Source organism: Streptomyces sp. NPDC001634, assembly GCF_040298185.1.
Taxonomy (GTDB): domain Bacteria; phylum Actinomycetota; class Actinomycetes; order Streptomycetales; family Streptomycetaceae; genus Streptomyces.
Genome location: NZ_JBEOZU010000021.1, coordinates 91,266 through 105,469, shown reverse-complemented (window position 1 = coordinate 105,469; position 14,204 = coordinate 91,266). Strand labels below are relative to the sequence as shown.

Genomic DNA, 14,204 nt, shown 5'->3' with positions numbered 1-14,204 from the left:
GCCGGGGCGGCCATGGACACCCGGCGAACACCGGAGAACCGGACGCCGCAATTCCTTAGACAGCCGAAGGAATTTCCCCGATAATCGTTAGACATGGGAAAGACCTATGAGCGCATAGACGGCAGACTGCGTACGTTCATCGAGGCGCAACCCCTCTTCTTCACAGCCACCGCTCCCCTGTCGGCGAACGGCACGGTCAATCTCTCCCCCAAGGGGCTCAAGGGTTCGTTCGCCGTCATCGACGACCTGACGGTGGCCTATCTGGACTTCGCCGGATCCACCGCCGAGACGATCGCGCACCTCCGTGAGAACGGCCGGATCACCCTGATGTGGTGCGCCTTCCAGGGACCGCCGAACATCGTGCGGGTGCACGGACGCGGTGAGCCGGTCTTCCGCGACGACCCCCGCTTCAAGGAACTCCTCACCCATTTCCCGGACATCGATCCGACCCCCCACGGTCTGCGCGCGATCATCGTCGTGACGGCCGAGCATGTCCGGGACTCCTGCGGCTACGCGGTGCCCTTCATGACATACGAAGAGGACCGCGATCTGCACGGCAGGCGGTTCGCGCGTGAGGACGACGCCTCCCTCAGTGACTACTTCCGGGGGAAAGATCACGTCGAATCCAGCCTGGACGGCCTGCCGGGACTTCCGTTGCCCTTGCCGCCGTCTACGTTCTGAGCCATGCGCCCCGGTGCCGTCGCCGCCCTCTCCTTCGCCTCCCTCCTTCTGCTCGGCACCGCGCCGGGCGCCACCGAGGAGGTACCGCTGCCCGAGCGGATGGCGGACACCGGAGGCGGCACCCAGCTCATCACGGCTCAGACACCCACGACCGGCTCGACATCGGGCACGGTCACCTGGTGGGACCGCCGAGGCGGACAGTGGGTGAAGGCCGGTTCGGCGGCGGCGCGCTTCGGCGCGAAGGGGCTCGCCGAGGGCGGCACACGGAAGCAGGGGACGAAGACCACGCCCACCGGCCTGTACGACCTTCCGTACGCTTTCGGGATCAAGGCCGCGCCCAAGGGCACGAAGGCGTCGTACCGCCGGGTGCACCAGGACTCGTGGTGGTGTCAGGACAACGACTCCGCCTCCTACAACCGCTGGACGGAGCCTCTGGCGGCCGACTGCCGGGCGTCCGAGTCGGAGCATCTGATCGCGCACGATCCGCAGTACGGGTACGCCTTTGTCATCGGGTTCAACTACCGGCGGCCTGTGCGGGGGCGGGGCGCCGGCATTTTCCTGCATGTCAACGGGAAGGCGGCGACGGAGGGGTGTGTGTCGGTGCCTGAGGATGCGATGCGGCGTCTTGTGGAGTGGGTTGAGCCTTCGCGGGGGCCGCATATTGCGATCGGGACGGCGAGCGGGACGACCGCCATCACTCGTTACTAGCCCCGCCTCCGGGCAGACGCACGGTGAACCTCGTCGCCCCCGGGCGGCTCTCCAGCCCCACGCTCCCCCCGTGCGCCTCCGTCACCGCCGCCACGATCGACAGGCCGAGTCCGGTGCCGCCGCCCTGGTGGTCCGCGCGACGGCGGTGGTCGGCCCGGGTGAAGCGTTCGAAGACGCCCGGCTGGATCTCGTCGGGGACTCCTGGGCCGTCGTCGTGCACCGTGAGGACGACCGTCGTGTCCTCGGTCGCCAGTGAGACGGTCACCTTGGTGCCCACGGGTGTGTGCAAACGCGCGTTGGCCAACAGGTTGGCCAACACCTGATGGAGCCGGTGAGCGTCCCCGGTCACCGTCACCGGCTTCTGAGGCAACTCCATCGTCCAACGGTGTCCCGGCCCCGCCGCCCGCGCGTCCGCCACCGCGTCCAGAACCAGGCGAGTGAGGTCGACAGAGCGCCGCTCGAGGGGGCGCCCCGCGTCCAGACGGGCCAGCAGCAGCAGATCGTCGACCATCTCGCCCATGCGCCCCGACTCCGCGGCGATCCGCTCCAGGGCGTGGGTCACCTCCGGCGGCACCGGACCCGGGTGCAGCAACGCCAGCTCGGCATGGCCGCGGACGGAGGCGACCGGCGTGCGCAGCTCGTGGCTGGCGTCGGCGGCGAAGCTGCGCAGCCGTTCCTCGCTCGCGTGCCGCTTGGTCAGCGCGTCCTCGACATGGCCGAGCATGCGGTTGAAGGCGCCGGCGACCCGGCCCACCTCGCCGTGCGGGTCGTCCTCGGGGGCGCGCGGCGGCAGCGCGACCTCGCCGCTGGCGAGCGGGAGTTCGCTGACCCGGGTGGCGGTCGCGGCTACCCGGCTGAGCGGCCGCAGGGACCACCGCACCCAGACGGCGCCGGCGACCCCGGTGACCGCCAGGGCCGCGCCGAAGACGACTGCGGCGACGAGTTCCAGGCGGTGTACCGCGGCCTCCACCGGCTCCAGCGGCATTCCGGTGATCAGCACGTCGCCGTCCAGACCCTCGAACGCCATCAGCCGGTATCCGCCGAGGGACGACAGGCGGACGCTGTGGCCCCTGCCGTCCACGCGGAGCCCCGTGAGTGTCCGCTTGTCCCGCTTGCTCAGCGGAGTGCTCAGATCGCTGGTGTCGCTGCCGGGGCGCACCACCGCCGCGTTGGTGACCGTGTCCCCGACCAGCCGGGCGCCGAAGGTGCCGGAGGGCTGCTTGCGTGTGTCGGGGCGCTCGTCGCCGTCATGGTCCGACGGCATGATGCCGTGCTCCAGGCTCGCCGGGAACCGCTGGCCGACGTCGCGCAGCTGCTGGTCCAGCCGGCCGGTGAGGAAGCCGTTCAGCTCGATGACGGCGGCCAGCCCGACGGCGGCGCAGCTGAGCGCGAGCAGTACGACGAGCCCGGCGGTGAGCCGGGCCCGCAGCGTGCGCGGGCGGGGCAGGCACCGCATCCACCGCGCCACCGCCCGCAGCCCCGCCCTCACCGGACCACCGGCTTGAGCACGTACCCGGCCCCGCGCACGGTGTGGATCATGGGCTCGCGGCCCGCGTCCACCTTCTTGCGCAGGTAGGAGATGTACAGCTCGACGACATGGGCCTGACCGCCGAAGTCGTACGACCACACGCGCTCGAGGATCTGTGCCTTGCTGAGCACGCGCCGCGGATTGCGCATCAGGAAGCGGAGCAGCTCGAACTCCGTCGGGGACAGCTCGATCAGCTCGCCGGTCCGGGTCACCTCGCGGGCCTCCTCGTCCATGACCAGGTCGCCCACGGTCAGCCGGGGGCCCTCCTCCAGCTGCCGGGCCATGCCTGCGCGGCGCAGCAGTCCGCGCAGCCGGGCGACGACCTCCTCCAGGCTGAACGGTTTGGTCACATAGTCGTCACCGCCCGCCGTGATGCCCGCGATGCGGTCCTCGACCGCGTCCCGCGCGGTGAGGAAGAGCACACAGACGTCCGGCTTCACCGTGTGCAGGGTGCGCAGCACCGAGAAGCCGTCGGTGTCCGGGAGCATCACGTCCAGAACGACGGCGTCGGGCATCAGGTCGCGGGCCTCGGCGACGGCGGTGGCGCCGTCGCCGGCCGAGCGCACCACCCAGCCCTCGTAGCGCAGGGCCCCGGACAGCACCTCGGCGAGGTCCGGGTCGTCGTCGACGACGAGGACGCGCAGGGGCGTGCCGTCGGGGCGGGCGAGGGCGGGTCGGCCGGAGCGTGGTGTGTTCATCGCGCTTTCCAGGATCACCCACCCCGGCAGTGGCCGGGACCACCGGTCCCTCTGAGTTCTCTATGAGTGCCGGGCCGCGTCCGCCGAGAGTTCCCTGCGCAGGGCCCTCGTACCGCGTCGTTTTCAGGACAGGCTCAGATTCCTCAGAGCCGCCTCAGAAGTTCCGCTTGCACAGTTGCGTCCTCGACGCCCGAAAGGAACGGATCATGACCGCGGTCTACCAGCAGCAGGCGCCACCCTTGTCGCCGGTCGTCCGGCGCTCTCCGGCGAGCCCGCTGCTGGCCCTCCTGTGGGCCGGGGCGGCCGCCGTGGTGGCCCTGTGGTGGCAGGACACCGGCTCCGTGGTGGGCGCGGCCGGCTGGCTGACCGGGGCCGGGCGGATCGCCGGGCTGCTGTGCGGGTACTCCTGCGCCGTGCTCGTCGGGCTGATGGCCCGCGTGCCGCTGCTGGAGCGGCGGATCGGCTCGGACCGGGTGGCGCGCTGGCACGCGATGGCCGGGCGGTACACGATCTGCCTGCTGGTGGCGCACATCGTCCTGATCCTCGCCGGGTACGCCGCCCAGGACAGGGTCTCGCTCGTGCACGAGACGATGACCGTGGTCTTCGACTACCCGGAGATGATCAAGGCCACCCTCGGCACGCTCATCCTGTTCGCCGTCGGGATCACGTCGATGCGCGCCGTGCGCCGCCGGGTCAGCCACGAGTTCTGGTACTACGTGCACCTCCTCACCTACGTGGCGGTCTTCTTCGCCTTCGGCCACCAGCTCGCCCTTGGCGCCGAGTTCACCGGGAACCCGGTCGCCCAGGCCGCCTGGTACGCGCTGTACCTGGGTGTCGCGGCCCTGGTGGTGTGGTTCCGGATCCTCGCCCCGGTGCGGCTCAACCTGCGCCACAAGCTGCGGGTGGCGTCGGTGCACCAGGAGGCGCCCGGCGTGTGGTCCGTCGTCATGCGCGGCCGGCGCCTGGACGAGATGGGCGCCGAGCCGGGGCAGTTCTTCCGCTGGCGGTTCCTCACGGACGGCATGCGCTGGACGTCCACGCCGTACTCCCTGTCGGCGCCGCCCCGCCCGAAGCAGCTGCGCATCACCGTCAAGGCGCTCGGCGACCACAGCGCGTCGGTGACCCTGCTGCGGCCCGGCACCCGGGTGTGGGCGGAGGGTCCGTACGGGTCGCTGACCGCCGACCGGCAGACCACCGGCAAGTCACTGCTGATCGCGGGCGGCGTCGGGGTCACCCCGCTGCGCGCCCTGTTCGAGACATTGCCGGGCGAGGTGACGTTGCTGTACCGGGCGCGCTCGGCGGGGGACCTGGCGCTGGGCGCCGAGCTGGAGTCCATAGCCCGCTGGCGGGGCGCCCGGGTGCTGTACGCACTCAACGGCGAGGACGGCTCGCGCCCGCGGCTGACGCCGGGTGCGCTGCACGGCGCGGTGCCCGAACTCGCCGACCACGACGTCTATCTGTGCGGCCCGTCGGGATTCGCCGAGGACATGTACGAGGCGCTGCGCGCGGCCGGGGTGCCCGACCGCCGTATCCACCACGAGTCGTTCGAACTGTGAGGCCTTTTCATGCACACGTTGAAGAGGAAGAGCCCGCTGCGCCGGATCGTGCTGGCGAGCGCGGCCACCGTGTCCGGGATGGTGCTGCTGCTGTCGATGAAGCCGCACTCCACACCGGGCGTCGCCGTGGCCGCGCCCGCCCCGTCGAGCAGTGCGAGCGCGTCGGCCGGCTCCGGCGAATCGAGCGGATCCGGCGGACCGGGCAGTTCAAGCGGTTCAAGCAGTCCGAGTGGGTCGAGTGGTTCGGGTGGGTCGTCCACGACCGGCACGAAGACCGTCACCGGCAGCTCGGTCCAGACCCGCTACGGCCCCGTCCAGGTCCGGATCACCCTGAAGAACGGCAGGATCACCGACGCCACGGCGGTGACGTACCCCCAGGACAACCCACGGGACCAGCAGATCAACAGCTACGCCGTCCCACAGCTGAACCAGGAGGTGCTCACCGCGCAGAGCGCGAACATCGACACGGTCTCCGGCGCCACTTACACGAGCCAGGGTTATCAGCAGTCACTCCAGTCGGCCCTGGACTCCGCGAAGGCTTGAACGCACGGCGTCTCCGCCACGTACCTCTGGGCCAAGGGGGCCACTGGCCTCACCCGTCCCACGCAGGACCACGGAGGAGACCGTGTCCACGATCGCCGGTGGCCGCGCCGCGCGGCGCCAGACGATGCGCGCCATCCGCCCACGCCGCTCCCACGCCGTCCCGCTGCTGGTCGCCGTCTGGGCGGGCGCTGCGGGCGTCATCTGGCTGTGGTGGATGAACACCCCGTCCATCGCCGACAACAACAGCAGAATTCTCAATGCGGGACGGATCACCGGCCTGCTCGCCGGCTATCTGATGGCGCTGGTCGTGCTGCAGATGGCGCGGGTGCCCGCGCTGGAGCGCCGGGTCGGCTCGGACCGGGTCGCACGCTGGCACGCGATGACCGGCCGGTACACCATCTGCCTGGTCCTCGCCCACCTCTTCCTGACCATGTGGGGCTACGCCCTGCAGGCGGGCAAGGGGCTCGGCGGGATCGTGCAGCAGACCATGGACTCGATCAACCAGCTGCCGGACGTGGGCAAGGCCACCATCGGCACGGGTCTGCTGGTGCTCATCGGGCTGCTCTCGATGGGCCCTGTCCGCCGCAGGATCTCGTACGACCTCTGGTACCACGTCCATCTGCTCACCTACGCGGCCACCTACCTGTCGTTCTGGCACCAGCTGTCGACCGGCAACGAGTTCGCCGCCCAGCCGGAGGCGAAGACCGCCTGGTACGCGCTGTACGGGTCGGTGACCGCGCTGGTGATCTGGTACCGGATCCTCACGCCGATCCGGCTGAACCTGCGCCACCGGCTGAGGGTCGAGGCGGTCATCGAGGAGGCGCCCGGAATCGTCTCGGTGCTGATGACCGGACGGAAGCTGCACCGCATGGGCGCCGAGGCCGGGCAGTTCTTCCGCTGGCGGTTCCTCGCGCCCGGCATGCGGTTCAGCTCGCACCCGTACTCGCTGTCGGCGGCACCCCGCCCCAACATGCTCCGCATCACGGTCAAGGCGATCGGCGACCACAGCTCCGCGCTGCGTGACCTGGAGCCCGGCACCCGGGTGTGGGCGGAGGGCCCGTACGGGGCGCTGACCGCCGACCGGCGCAGCCGCGGCAAGGTGCTCCTGGTGGCCGGCGGCGTCGGCATCACCCCGATGCGGGCACTGTTCGAAACGCTGCCCGGGGCCCCCGGCGACCTGACCCTGCTCTACCGGGCCAACACCACACAGGACCTGGCGCTGTGGGACGAGCTCGCCCAGATCGCCGAGGAGCGCGGCGCCCGGCTGATGTACGCGGTCAACAGCCCGGACGGGGAGCGCCCGGACATCTCGGCGGACACCCTGCGCCGGAAGCTCCCGGACATCGACAGCCACGACGTCTTCATGTGCGGGCCGCCCGGCTTCGCGCAGCAGGTGTACGAAGCACTGCGCGGCGCGGGGGTCCCCGCCCGCCGCATCCATCACGAGTCGTTCGAGATGTGAGCGACGGGAAATCAGGAGCTCAGGAACGATGAGGAAGAGCCACCCCATTCGGCGTGTCGTGCTCGCCGGCGCCGCCACCGTGTCCGGGATCGTGCTGCTGCTGTCGCTGAAGCCGGCGTCCGGTCCGGCCTCGGCCGCGGCGGCGGGCGGAGCCGCGCCGCAGCAGACCGCGGCGGCGCAGGAGGCGCCGCAGGGCGGCAGCGGGCAGCAGACGGGCGCGCAGACCGTCACCGGCAACGTGGAGAAGACGCAGTACGGCCCCGTCCAGGTGCGTCTGACCGTGAGCGGCGGGAAGATCACGAAGGCCGAGGCGGTCCAGGCGCCCAAGGGCGGCCTCAGCGACCAGAAGACCGCCATGGCCGTACCCAAGCTCAACCAGGAGGCTGTCGCGGCCCAGAGCGCGCAGATCGACGCGGTCTCCGGGGCGACCTACACGAGCGGCGGGTACAAGCAGTCCCTGCAGTCGGCGATCGACAAGGCGAAGACCGCGTCCGGCAGCAGCAGCGGCTCGTCCGGCTCCGCGGGCGGCTCCGGGTCGACCGGATCGTCGGCCCAGGCGCGTGCGGTGACGGGTAACGTGGTGCAGACGCAGTACGGCCCCGTCCAGGTGCGTGTGACGGTGAGCGGCGGGAAGGTCACCAAGGCCGAGGCCGTCCAGGCGCCCAAGGGCGGCCTCAGCGACCAGAAGACCGCCATGGCCGTACCCAAGCTCAACCAGGAGGCGGTGAGCGCGCAGAGTGCGAACATCGACGCGGTATCCGGCGCGACCTACACCAGCGCCGGGTACAAGCAGTCTCTTCAGTCGGCCCTGGACAAGGCCGGTGGCTGAATGGCCGATCAGGTGACCGACCCCGCCGAGGCCCCTCCCGTGCTGCGCCACGCCGAGGAGGTGATGGGCACCGTCTTCTCCTTCGACGTGCGCGGCGGTGAGCCCGAGGCCGTGCAGAGTGCGCTGGAGAAGGCGATCGCCGGGCTGCACCGCGTGGACGAGGTGTTCAGCACCTACCGGGAGGACAGCCAGATATCCCGGCTCGTCCGCGGAGAGCTGACCGTCGAGGGCTGCGATCCGGAGGTCGCCGAGGTGCTCGCTCTGGGCGAGGAGGCCGAGCGGGTCAGCGACGGCTGGTTCAGCACCCGGTACGAGGGCCGGATCGACCCGACCGGGATCGTGAAGGGCTGGGCGGTCGAACGGGCGGCCCGGAGCCTGGCGGCGACCGGAGCGAGCGGAGTGAGTGTCAACGGGGGCGGGGACGTGCAGATGTACGGCGTGCCCGGGCCGCACCGTCCCTGGCGGGTCGGCGTGTCGGATCCACTGCGGCCCGGCGGGCTCGCGGCGGTGGTCTCCGCGGCCGGCGCGGACGAACTTGCCGTGGCGACGTCCGGGACCGCGGAGCGCGGTGCGCACATCGTGGACCCGCGCACGGGCCGCTCCGCGGTGACCGATCTGGTGGCCGTGACCGTGGTGGCTCCGCGGCTGACCTGGGCCGACTGCTGGGCGACGGCCGCGTTCGCGATGGGCTCGCGGGAGGGGCTGGCCTGGCTGGAGTCCCTGCCGGACGTGGAGGCGCTGCTGATCACCGCGGGCGACGAGGTGCGGTGCACGGGAGGGCTCGCGGCTCGATTGGGATGACTCGTGTCCCGTACTCGTACGAGGAGGGCGTACCGGAATCGGTACGCCCTCCTCGCGTGTGTCAGTGGTTGTTCTGCGCCAGTCGCAGCAGGTGGTCCGCCAGCGCCTGGCCCCCACTCGGGTCGCGGCTGATGAGCAGCAGTGTGTCGTCACCCGCGATCGTGCCGAGGATGTCGTGCAGTTCCGCCTGGTCGATGGCCGAGGCCAGGAACTGGGCCGCACCCGGTGGCGTGCGCAGGACCACGAGGTTGGCGGAGGCCTCCGCGGAGATCAGCAGCTCCTGGGACAGACGCCGCATCCGCTCCTCCTTGGCCGACTCGCCCAGCGGTGCGCGCGGGGTGCGGAAGCCGCCCTCGCTCGGGACCGCGTAGATGAGGTCGCCGTCGGTGTTGCGGATCTTCACCGCGTTCAGCTCGTCCAGGTCCCGGGAGAGCGTCGCCTGGGTGACGTTCAGCCCGTCGTCGGCGAGGAGCTTCGCCAACTGGCTCTGGGAGCGCACCGGTTGCCGGTTGAGGATGTCCACGATCCGGCGGTGGCGTGCGGTGCGGGTCTGCGGCACGGCGGGCCCCGTGTGCTCCTGGTCCTGCGCCTGACTCATCGTCGCCTCATTCTCCGGATCGTCCGTCCCCATTCACTGGGTTCACTGCGTCGAGGACACCGGGGAGCGCCTGGAGAAAGGCCTCCACCGCGTCGTCGCCGAGGTTCAGCGGCGGCATCAGCCGTACGACGTTCGGGGCGGGCGCGTTCACCAGGAAACCGGCGTCCTGAGCCGCCTGCTGCGCCTGTTGCGCGAGTGGCTCGGTGAGCACGATACCCAGGAGCAGGCCCGAGCCCCGGACATGGTCGATCAGCGGGTGACGGGAACTCCCGCCGGGGCCCTCGATTCCGTCCCGGAGCTTCTCGCTCTGCCGCTTCACGTTCTCCAGCAGGCCCTCGGCCGCGATGGTGTCGAGGACGGCGAGCCCTGCGGCGCAGGCGACGGGGTTGCCCCCGAAGGTCGTGCCGTGCTGACCCGGCTGGAGCAGTTCCGCGGCCCTGCCGAAGGCGACGGTGGCGCCCAGCGGAAGGCCGCCGCCGAGGCCCTTGGCGAGCGTGACCACGTCGGGCAGGACGCCCTCGTGGGCCTGGTACTCGAACCAGTGCCCGGTACGGCCGATGCCGGTCTGCACCTCGTCGAGGACGAGCAGCGCCCCGGTGGCGGCGGTGATCGCACGGGCCGCCTTGAGGTAACCGGCGGGCGGCACGACGACCCCGTTCTCGCCCTGGATGGGTTCGATGATGACGAGGGCGGTGTCCTCGGTGACCGCGGCGGCCAGGGCCTGGGCGTCGCCGTACGGGACGTGCGTGACGTCGCCGGGCAGCGGCAGGAACGGCTCCTGCTTGCCGGGCTGGCCGGTGAGCGCGAGGGCGCCCATGGTGCGGCCGTGGAAGCCGCCCTGGGTGGCGACCACATGGGTGCGCCCGGTCAGCCGGCCGATCTTGAAGGCGCCCTCGTTGGCCTCGGCCCCGGAGTTGCAGAAGAAGACCTTGCCGTCGCGGCCGAAGAGCTGGAGCAGCCGTTCGGCGAGGGCGACGGGCGGTTCGGCGATGAACAGGTTGGAGACATGGCCGAGGGAGGCGATCTGCTTGCTGACGGCCTCGACGACCGCGGGGTGGGCGTGGCCGAGCGCGTTGACCGCGATACCGCCGACGAAGTCGACGTACTCCTTGCCGTCGGCGTCCCACAGCCTGGCGCCCTCGCCGCGGACGAGGGGCAGCCGCGGGGTGCCGTAGTTGTTCATGAGCGCGCCCTGCCACCGCTGGGTGAGCTCTTCGTTGGTCGCGGTGCCGGTCATTCGGCGTCCCCCTCTTCGTCGTCGGGCAGCACCATCGTGCCGATGCCCTCGTCCGTGAAGATCTCCAGCAGGATCGAGTGCTGGACCCGGCCGTCGATGACGCGGGCGGTGTTGACGCCGTTGCGCACGGCGTGCAGACAGCCCTCCATCTTCGGCACCATGCCGGAGGACAACTCCGGCAGCAGCTTCTCCAGTTGGGAAGCGGTGAGGCGGCTGATCACCTCGTCACTGTTCGGCCAGTCCTCGTAGAGGCCCTCGACGTCCGTGAGGACCATGAGGGTTTCGGCGCCCAGTGCCGCAGCGAGTGCCGCAGCAGCCGTATCAGCATTGACGTTGTAGACATGTCCGTCGTCCTGGCTACGGGCGATCGACGAGACGACCGGGATGCGGCCGTCGGCGAGCAGGGCCTCGATCGCGCCCGTGTCGATGTCGGTGATCTCACCCACGCGCCCGATGTCGACCAGCTCGCCGTCGATCTCGGGCTGGTGCTTGGTGGCGGTGATGGTGTGCGCGTCCTCGCCGGTGAGGCCGACGGCGAGCGGCCCGTGCTGGTTGAGCAGCCCGACCAGCTCGCGCTGCACCTGCCCGGCGAGCACCATGCGTACGACGTCCATGGCGTCCTCCGTGGTGACACGCAGGCCCGCCTTGAACTCGCTGACGATGCCGTGCCTGTCCAGGGCGGCGCTGATCTGCGGCCCACCGCCGTGCACGACGACGGGCCTGAGGCCCGCGTGCCGCAGGAAGACGACGTCCTGGGCGAAGGCGGCCTTCAGCTCCTCGTTCACCATGGCGTTGCCGCCGAACTTGATGACGACCGTCTTGCCGTGGTGCCGGGTCAGCCAGGGCAGCGCCTCGATGAGGATCTGGGCCTTGGGCAGTGCCGTGTGCTTGCGTGTCGAGGACTTTCGCTCTTCTGAGTGATTGACCGTCATAGCCGACTTTCGGAAAGATCTCGGATCAGCCGCCGGGCGGGCGGTGCTGGCCTGCGGAGGCGTTGTAAGACTCATCCCGGACACGTCCGGGGCGAGCGGTCGCCTGTGAAGCAGGAACCCTCGTCGGCGACGACGAGGACCCGCGACAACCAGGCGGGCACGTCAAGATGAGTAGGCGCTGTTCTCATGGACATAGTCGGCTGTGAGGTCGTTGGTCCAGATCGTCGCAGACTCGTTGCCTGCCGCGAGGTCCGCCACGATGTGCACCTCGCGGTAGCGCATGTCGACGAGCTCGCGGTCGTCGCCGACGCCGCCGTTCTTGCACACCCAGACGCCGTTGATGGCGACGTTGAGCTGGTCGGGCTCGAAGGCGGCCTTCGTGGTGCCGATCGCCGACAGGACGCGGCCCCAGTTGGGGTCCTCGCCGTGGATCGCGCACTTCAGAAGGTTGTTGCGGGCGATGGAGCGGCCCACCTCGACGGCGTCGTCCTCGGTCGCGGCGTTGATCACCTCGACCTTGATGTCCTTGCTCGCGCCCTCGGCGTCGCCGATGAGCTGACGGCCGAGGTCGGCACAGACCGACTCGACGGCCGCGGCGAACTCGGCGTGATCCGGGGTGATTCCGGACGCGCCCGAGGCGAGCAGCAGCACCGTGTCGTTGGTGGACATACAGCCGTCGGAGTCGACACGGTCGAAGGTGACCCTGGTGGCGGCGCGCAGGGCCGTGTCCAGGGTCCCGCTGTCGAGGTCGGCGTCCGTGGTGAGGACGACGAGCATGGTGGCGAGGCCGGGTGCCAGCATGCCGGCGCCCTTGGCCATACCGCCGACGGTCCACCCGTCCTTGGTCACGACCGACGTCTTGTGAACCGTGTCGGTGGTCTTGATGGCGATGGCCGCCTTCTCGCCGCCGTGCGGACCGAGTTGGGCGACGGCCTTGTCAACTCCCCGCAGCAGCTTGTCCATCGGCAGCAGGACACCGATGAGGCCGGTCGAGCACACGGCGACCATGCCGGAGTTGTGGCCACCCGTCTCGTCGTGTCCTGCCGTGTTGAGCGACTCCGCGACCTTCTCCGCGGTCGCGTGCGTGTCCTGGAAACCCTTGGGGCCCGTACAGGCGTTGGCACCGCCGGAGTTGAGGACGACGGCGGACACCTCGCCGGCCTTCAAAACCTGCTCGGACCACAGCACCGGCGCGGCCTTGACACGGTTGGAGGTGAAGACGCCCGCGGCGGCGAGGCGGGGCCCGTTGTTGACCACGAGGGCCAGGTCCGGGTTGCCGTTCTCCTTGATCCCGGCGGCGATGCCCGAGGCGGTGAACCCCTTGGCAGCGGTGACGCTCACGGTGCGACTCCGATCGTGGAAAGCCCGGTGGTCTCGTCGAGCCCGAGGGCGATGTTCATGCTCTGGACGGCACCGCCCGCGGTGCCCTTGGTCAGGTTGTCGATGGCGCTGATCGCGATGATGCGGCCCGCGGCCTCGTCGTACGCGACCTGCAGCTGAACCGCGTTGGAACCGTAGACGGACGCGGTGGCGGGCCACTGCCCCTCGGGGAGCAGATGGACGAAGGGTTCGTCGGAGAAGGCCTTCTCGTAGGCGGCGCGGACGGCCTCGCCGGTGACGCCGGGTTTCGCCTTGGCACTGCACGTGGCGAGGATGCCGCGCGGCATCGGGGCGAGGGTCGGTGTGAAGGAGACGGAGACCGGCTCCCCTGCCGCCGCGCTCAGGTTCTGGATCATCTCGGGCGTGTGCCGGTGGCCGCCGCCGACGCCGTACGGGGACATGGACCCCATGACCTCGCTGCCGAGCAGGTGCGGCTTGGGCGCCTTGCCCGCGCCCGAGGTGCCGGAGGCGGCGACGATCACGGCCTCGTTGTCGGCGAGCCCGGCGGCGTACGCGGGGAAGAGGGCGAGGGAGGCGGCGGTCGGGTAGCAACCGGGCACCGCGATGCGCTTGGACCCCTCCAGCGCGGCGCGGGCACCCGGCAGTTCGGGGAGGCCGTAGGGCCAGGTCCCGGCGTGCGGGGAACCGTAGAACTTCTCCCAGTCGGCCGCGTCCTTCAGCCGGAAGTCGGCGCCCATGTCGATCACGAGCACATCCGGGCCGAGCTGCTCGGCGACGGCGGCGGACTCCCCGTGGGGCAGGGCGAGGAAGACGACGTCGTGACCGGCAAGGGCGTCCGGGGTGGTCTCGGCCAGCACACGACCGGCGAGGGGCAGCAGATGCGGCTGCAGCGCGCCGAGCCGCTGTCCGGCGTTGGAGTTGCCGGTCAGGGCGCCGATCTCCACCTCGGGATGCGCCAGAAGCAGACGCAGCAGCTCTCCGCCCGCGTACCCGCTCGCTCCGGCCACCGCCGCACGTACCGTCATGGAACCCTCCTCCTGGATGGCATGACTATACGTTTCGCTGCACGTTTATGCAATCCTGTGCGTCGGACCCGCCGCCGCCTGCCTCCCGGGCGCGCGGCGGCGCGACCGAGCAGGAGGCAGCGGGAGACAGCGGGAGGCGACGAAGGCCGACGGAATCGCCGCCTCGGACGCGGACGGGGGGGGTAGCGGGGATTTACGCCCCTCCCGCCCCCCCCCCCCGGGTTGCCGCCGGGGCAACTCGCACGCCCGGGGTGGGGGCCGTGGC

14 protein-coding genes are annotated in these 14,204 nt (G+C 70.8%); 7 read left to right on the top strand and 7 right to left on the bottom strand.

Annotated elements, in window-relative coordinates:
* The first annotated feature begins 93 nt into the window (after window positions 1-93).
* Both ABT186_RS16495 and ABT186_RS16490 read left to right on the top strand, forming a co-directional pair.
* Window positions 94-681, top strand: coding sequence for a pyridoxamine 5'-phosphate oxidase family protein (locus ABT186_RS16495; protein ID WP_351232714.1), 588 nt, complete (start codon window positions 94-96; stop codon window positions 679-681).
* Window positions 682-684: 3 nt separating this feature from the next.
* Window positions 685-1,389 carry a L,D-transpeptidase family protein gene (locus tag ABT186_RS16490; protein ID WP_351232716.1) on the top strand — a complete coding sequence of 235 codons (705 nt, stop codon included), beginning with the start codon at window positions 685-687 and terminating at the stop codon, window positions 1,387-1,389.
* Here the strand turns inward: ABT186_RS16490 and ABT186_RS16485 are convergent.
* Together ABT186_RS16485 and ABT186_RS16480 are read right to left on the bottom strand one after the other, a co-directional pair.
* Window positions 1,376-2,845: a sensor histidine kinase gene (locus ABT186_RS16485; protein ID WP_351925539.1), complete on the bottom strand. Its 1,470-nt coding sequence runs from the start codon at window positions 2,843-2,845 to the stop codon at window positions 1,376-1,378. The two genes, ABT186_RS16490 and ABT186_RS16485, sit on opposite strands and share 14 nt — an antisense overlap.
* A gap of 29 nt (window positions 2,846-2,874) precedes the next feature.
* Complete coding sequence (locus ABT186_RS16480) at window positions 2,875-3,615, bottom strand: response regulator transcription factor (protein ID WP_351925537.1); 741 nt, start codon at window positions 3,613-3,615, stop codon at window positions 2,875-2,877.
* A gap of 206 nt (window positions 3,616-3,821) precedes the next feature.
* On the opposite strand from ABT186_RS16480, the gene ABT186_RS16475 reads away from it, so the two are divergent.
* The 5 genes from ABT186_RS16475 to ABT186_RS16455 all read left to right on the top strand — a co-directional run bounded on the left by ABT186_RS16475 (window position 3,822) and on the right by ABT186_RS16455 (window position 8,806).
* Window positions 3,822-5,171 (top strand): ferredoxin reductase family protein, encoded by a 1,350-nt coding sequence (locus tag ABT186_RS16475; protein ID WP_351232720.1) that lies wholly within the window; start codon window positions 3,822-3,824, stop codon window positions 5,169-5,171.
* Window positions 5,172-5,180: 9 nt separating this feature from the next.
* Window positions 5,181-5,714, top strand: coding sequence for an FMN-binding protein (locus ABT186_RS16470; protein WP_351925535.1), 534 nt, complete (start codon window positions 5,181-5,183; stop codon window positions 5,712-5,714).
* A 124-nt stretch (window positions 5,715-5,838) separates the two neighbouring features.
* Window positions 5,839-7,176: a ferredoxin reductase family protein gene (locus ABT186_RS16465; protein ID WP_351232740.1), complete on the top strand. Its 1,338-nt coding sequence runs from the start codon at window positions 5,839-5,841 to the stop codon at window positions 7,174-7,176.
* A gap of 28 nt (window positions 7,177-7,204) precedes the next feature.
* Complete coding sequence (locus tag ABT186_RS16460) at window positions 7,205-8,005, top strand: FMN-binding protein (RefSeq protein WP_351925533.1); 801 nt, start codon at window positions 7,205-7,207, stop codon at window positions 8,003-8,005.
* Window positions 8,006-8,806, top strand: coding sequence for an FAD:protein FMN transferase (locus ABT186_RS16455; RefSeq protein WP_351232726.1), 801 nt, complete (start codon window positions 8,006-8,008; stop codon window positions 8,804-8,806).
* Window positions 8,807-8,867: 61 nt separating this feature from the next.
* Here ABT186_RS16455 and ABT186_RS16450 read toward each other — a convergent pair whose 3' ends face one another.
* The 5 genes from ABT186_RS16450 to argC form a co-directional block, all read right to left on the bottom strand.
* Window positions 8,868-9,404, bottom strand: a complete 537-nt coding sequence (locus tag ABT186_RS16450; protein WP_351232728.1) for an arginine repressor — start codon at window positions 9,402-9,404, stop codon at window positions 8,868-8,870.
* A 7-nt stretch (window positions 9,405-9,411) separates the two neighbouring features.
* Entirely contained in the window at window positions 9,412-10,641 is a 1,230-nt protein-coding gene (locus ABT186_RS16445) for an acetylornithine transaminase (protein ID WP_351232730.1), read from the bottom strand.
* Window positions 10,638-11,573 (bottom strand): acetylglutamate kinase, encoded by a 936-nt coding sequence (argB, locus tag ABT186_RS16440; protein ID WP_351232732.1) that lies wholly within the window; start codon window positions 11,571-11,573, stop codon window positions 10,638-10,640. Before argB ends, ABT186_RS16445 begins: the two co-directional genes overlap by 4 nt.
* 162 nt (window positions 11,574-11,735) lie before the next feature.
* A complete protein-coding gene (gene argJ, locus ABT186_RS16435; protein ID WP_351232734.1) occupies window positions 11,736-12,914 on the bottom strand; it encodes a bifunctional glutamate N-acetyltransferase/amino-acid acetyltransferase ArgJ in 1,179 nt (392 codons plus the stop codon).
* Window positions 12,911-13,939, bottom strand: a complete 1,029-nt coding sequence (gene argC, locus ABT186_RS16430) for an N-acetyl-gamma-glutamyl-phosphate reductase (protein ID WP_351925531.1) — start codon at window positions 13,937-13,939, stop codon at window positions 12,911-12,913. The genes argJ and argC overlap by 4 nt, the downstream gene beginning before the upstream one ends.
* Between the last annotated feature and the right edge of the window lie 265 nt (window positions 13,940-14,204).

What these genes read in the sequence shown, in the direction of transcription:
- ABT186_RS16495 (WP_351232714.1), top strand. Translation starts at nt 94, where the DNA reads ATGGGAAAGACCTATGAGCGCATAGACGGCAGACTGCGTACGTTCATC.
- ABT186_RS16490 (WP_351232716.1), top strand. Translation starts at nt 685, where the DNA reads ATGCGCCCCGGTGCCGTCGCCGCCCTCTCCTTCGCCTCCCTCCTTCTG.
- ABT186_RS16485 (WP_351925539.1), bottom strand. Translation starts at nt 2,845, where the DNA reads ATGCGGTGCCTGCCCCGCCCGCGCACGCTGCGGGCCCGGCTCACCGCC.
- ABT186_RS16480 (WP_351925537.1), bottom strand. Translation starts at nt 3,615, where the DNA reads ATGAACACACCACGCTCCGGCCGACCCGCCCTCGCCCGCCCCGACGGC.
- ABT186_RS16475 (WP_351232720.1), top strand. Translation starts at nt 3,822, where the DNA reads ATGACCGCGGTCTACCAGCAGCAGGCGCCACCCTTGTCGCCGGTCGTC.
- ABT186_RS16470 (WP_351925535.1), top strand. Translation starts at nt 5,181, where the DNA reads ATGCACACGTTGAAGAGGAAGAGCCCGCTGCGCCGGATCGTGCTGGCG.
- ABT186_RS16465 (WP_351232740.1), top strand. Translation starts at nt 5,839, where the DNA reads ATGCGCGCCATCCGCCCACGCCGCTCCCACGCCGTCCCGCTGCTGGTC.
- ABT186_RS16460 (WP_351925533.1), top strand. Translation starts at nt 7,205, where the DNA reads ATGAGGAAGAGCCACCCCATTCGGCGTGTCGTGCTCGCCGGCGCCGCC.
- ABT186_RS16455 (WP_351232726.1), top strand. Translation starts at nt 8,006, where the DNA reads ATGGCCGATCAGGTGACCGACCCCGCCGAGGCCCCTCCCGTGCTGCGC.
- ABT186_RS16450 (WP_351232728.1), bottom strand. Translation starts at nt 9,404, where the DNA reads ATGAGTCAGGCGCAGGACCAGGAGCACACGGGGCCCGCCGTGCCGCAG.
- ABT186_RS16445 (WP_351232730.1), bottom strand. Translation starts at nt 10,641, where the DNA reads ATGACCGGCACCGCGACCAACGAAGAGCTCACCCAGCGGTGGCAGGGC.
- argB (WP_351232732.1), bottom strand. Translation starts at nt 11,573, where the DNA reads ATGACGGTCAATCACTCAGAAGAGCGAAAGTCCTCGACACGCAAGCAC.
- argC (WP_351925531.1), bottom strand. Translation starts at nt 13,939, where the DNA reads ATGACGGTACGTGCGGCGGTGGCCGGAGCGAGCGGGTACGCGGGCGGA.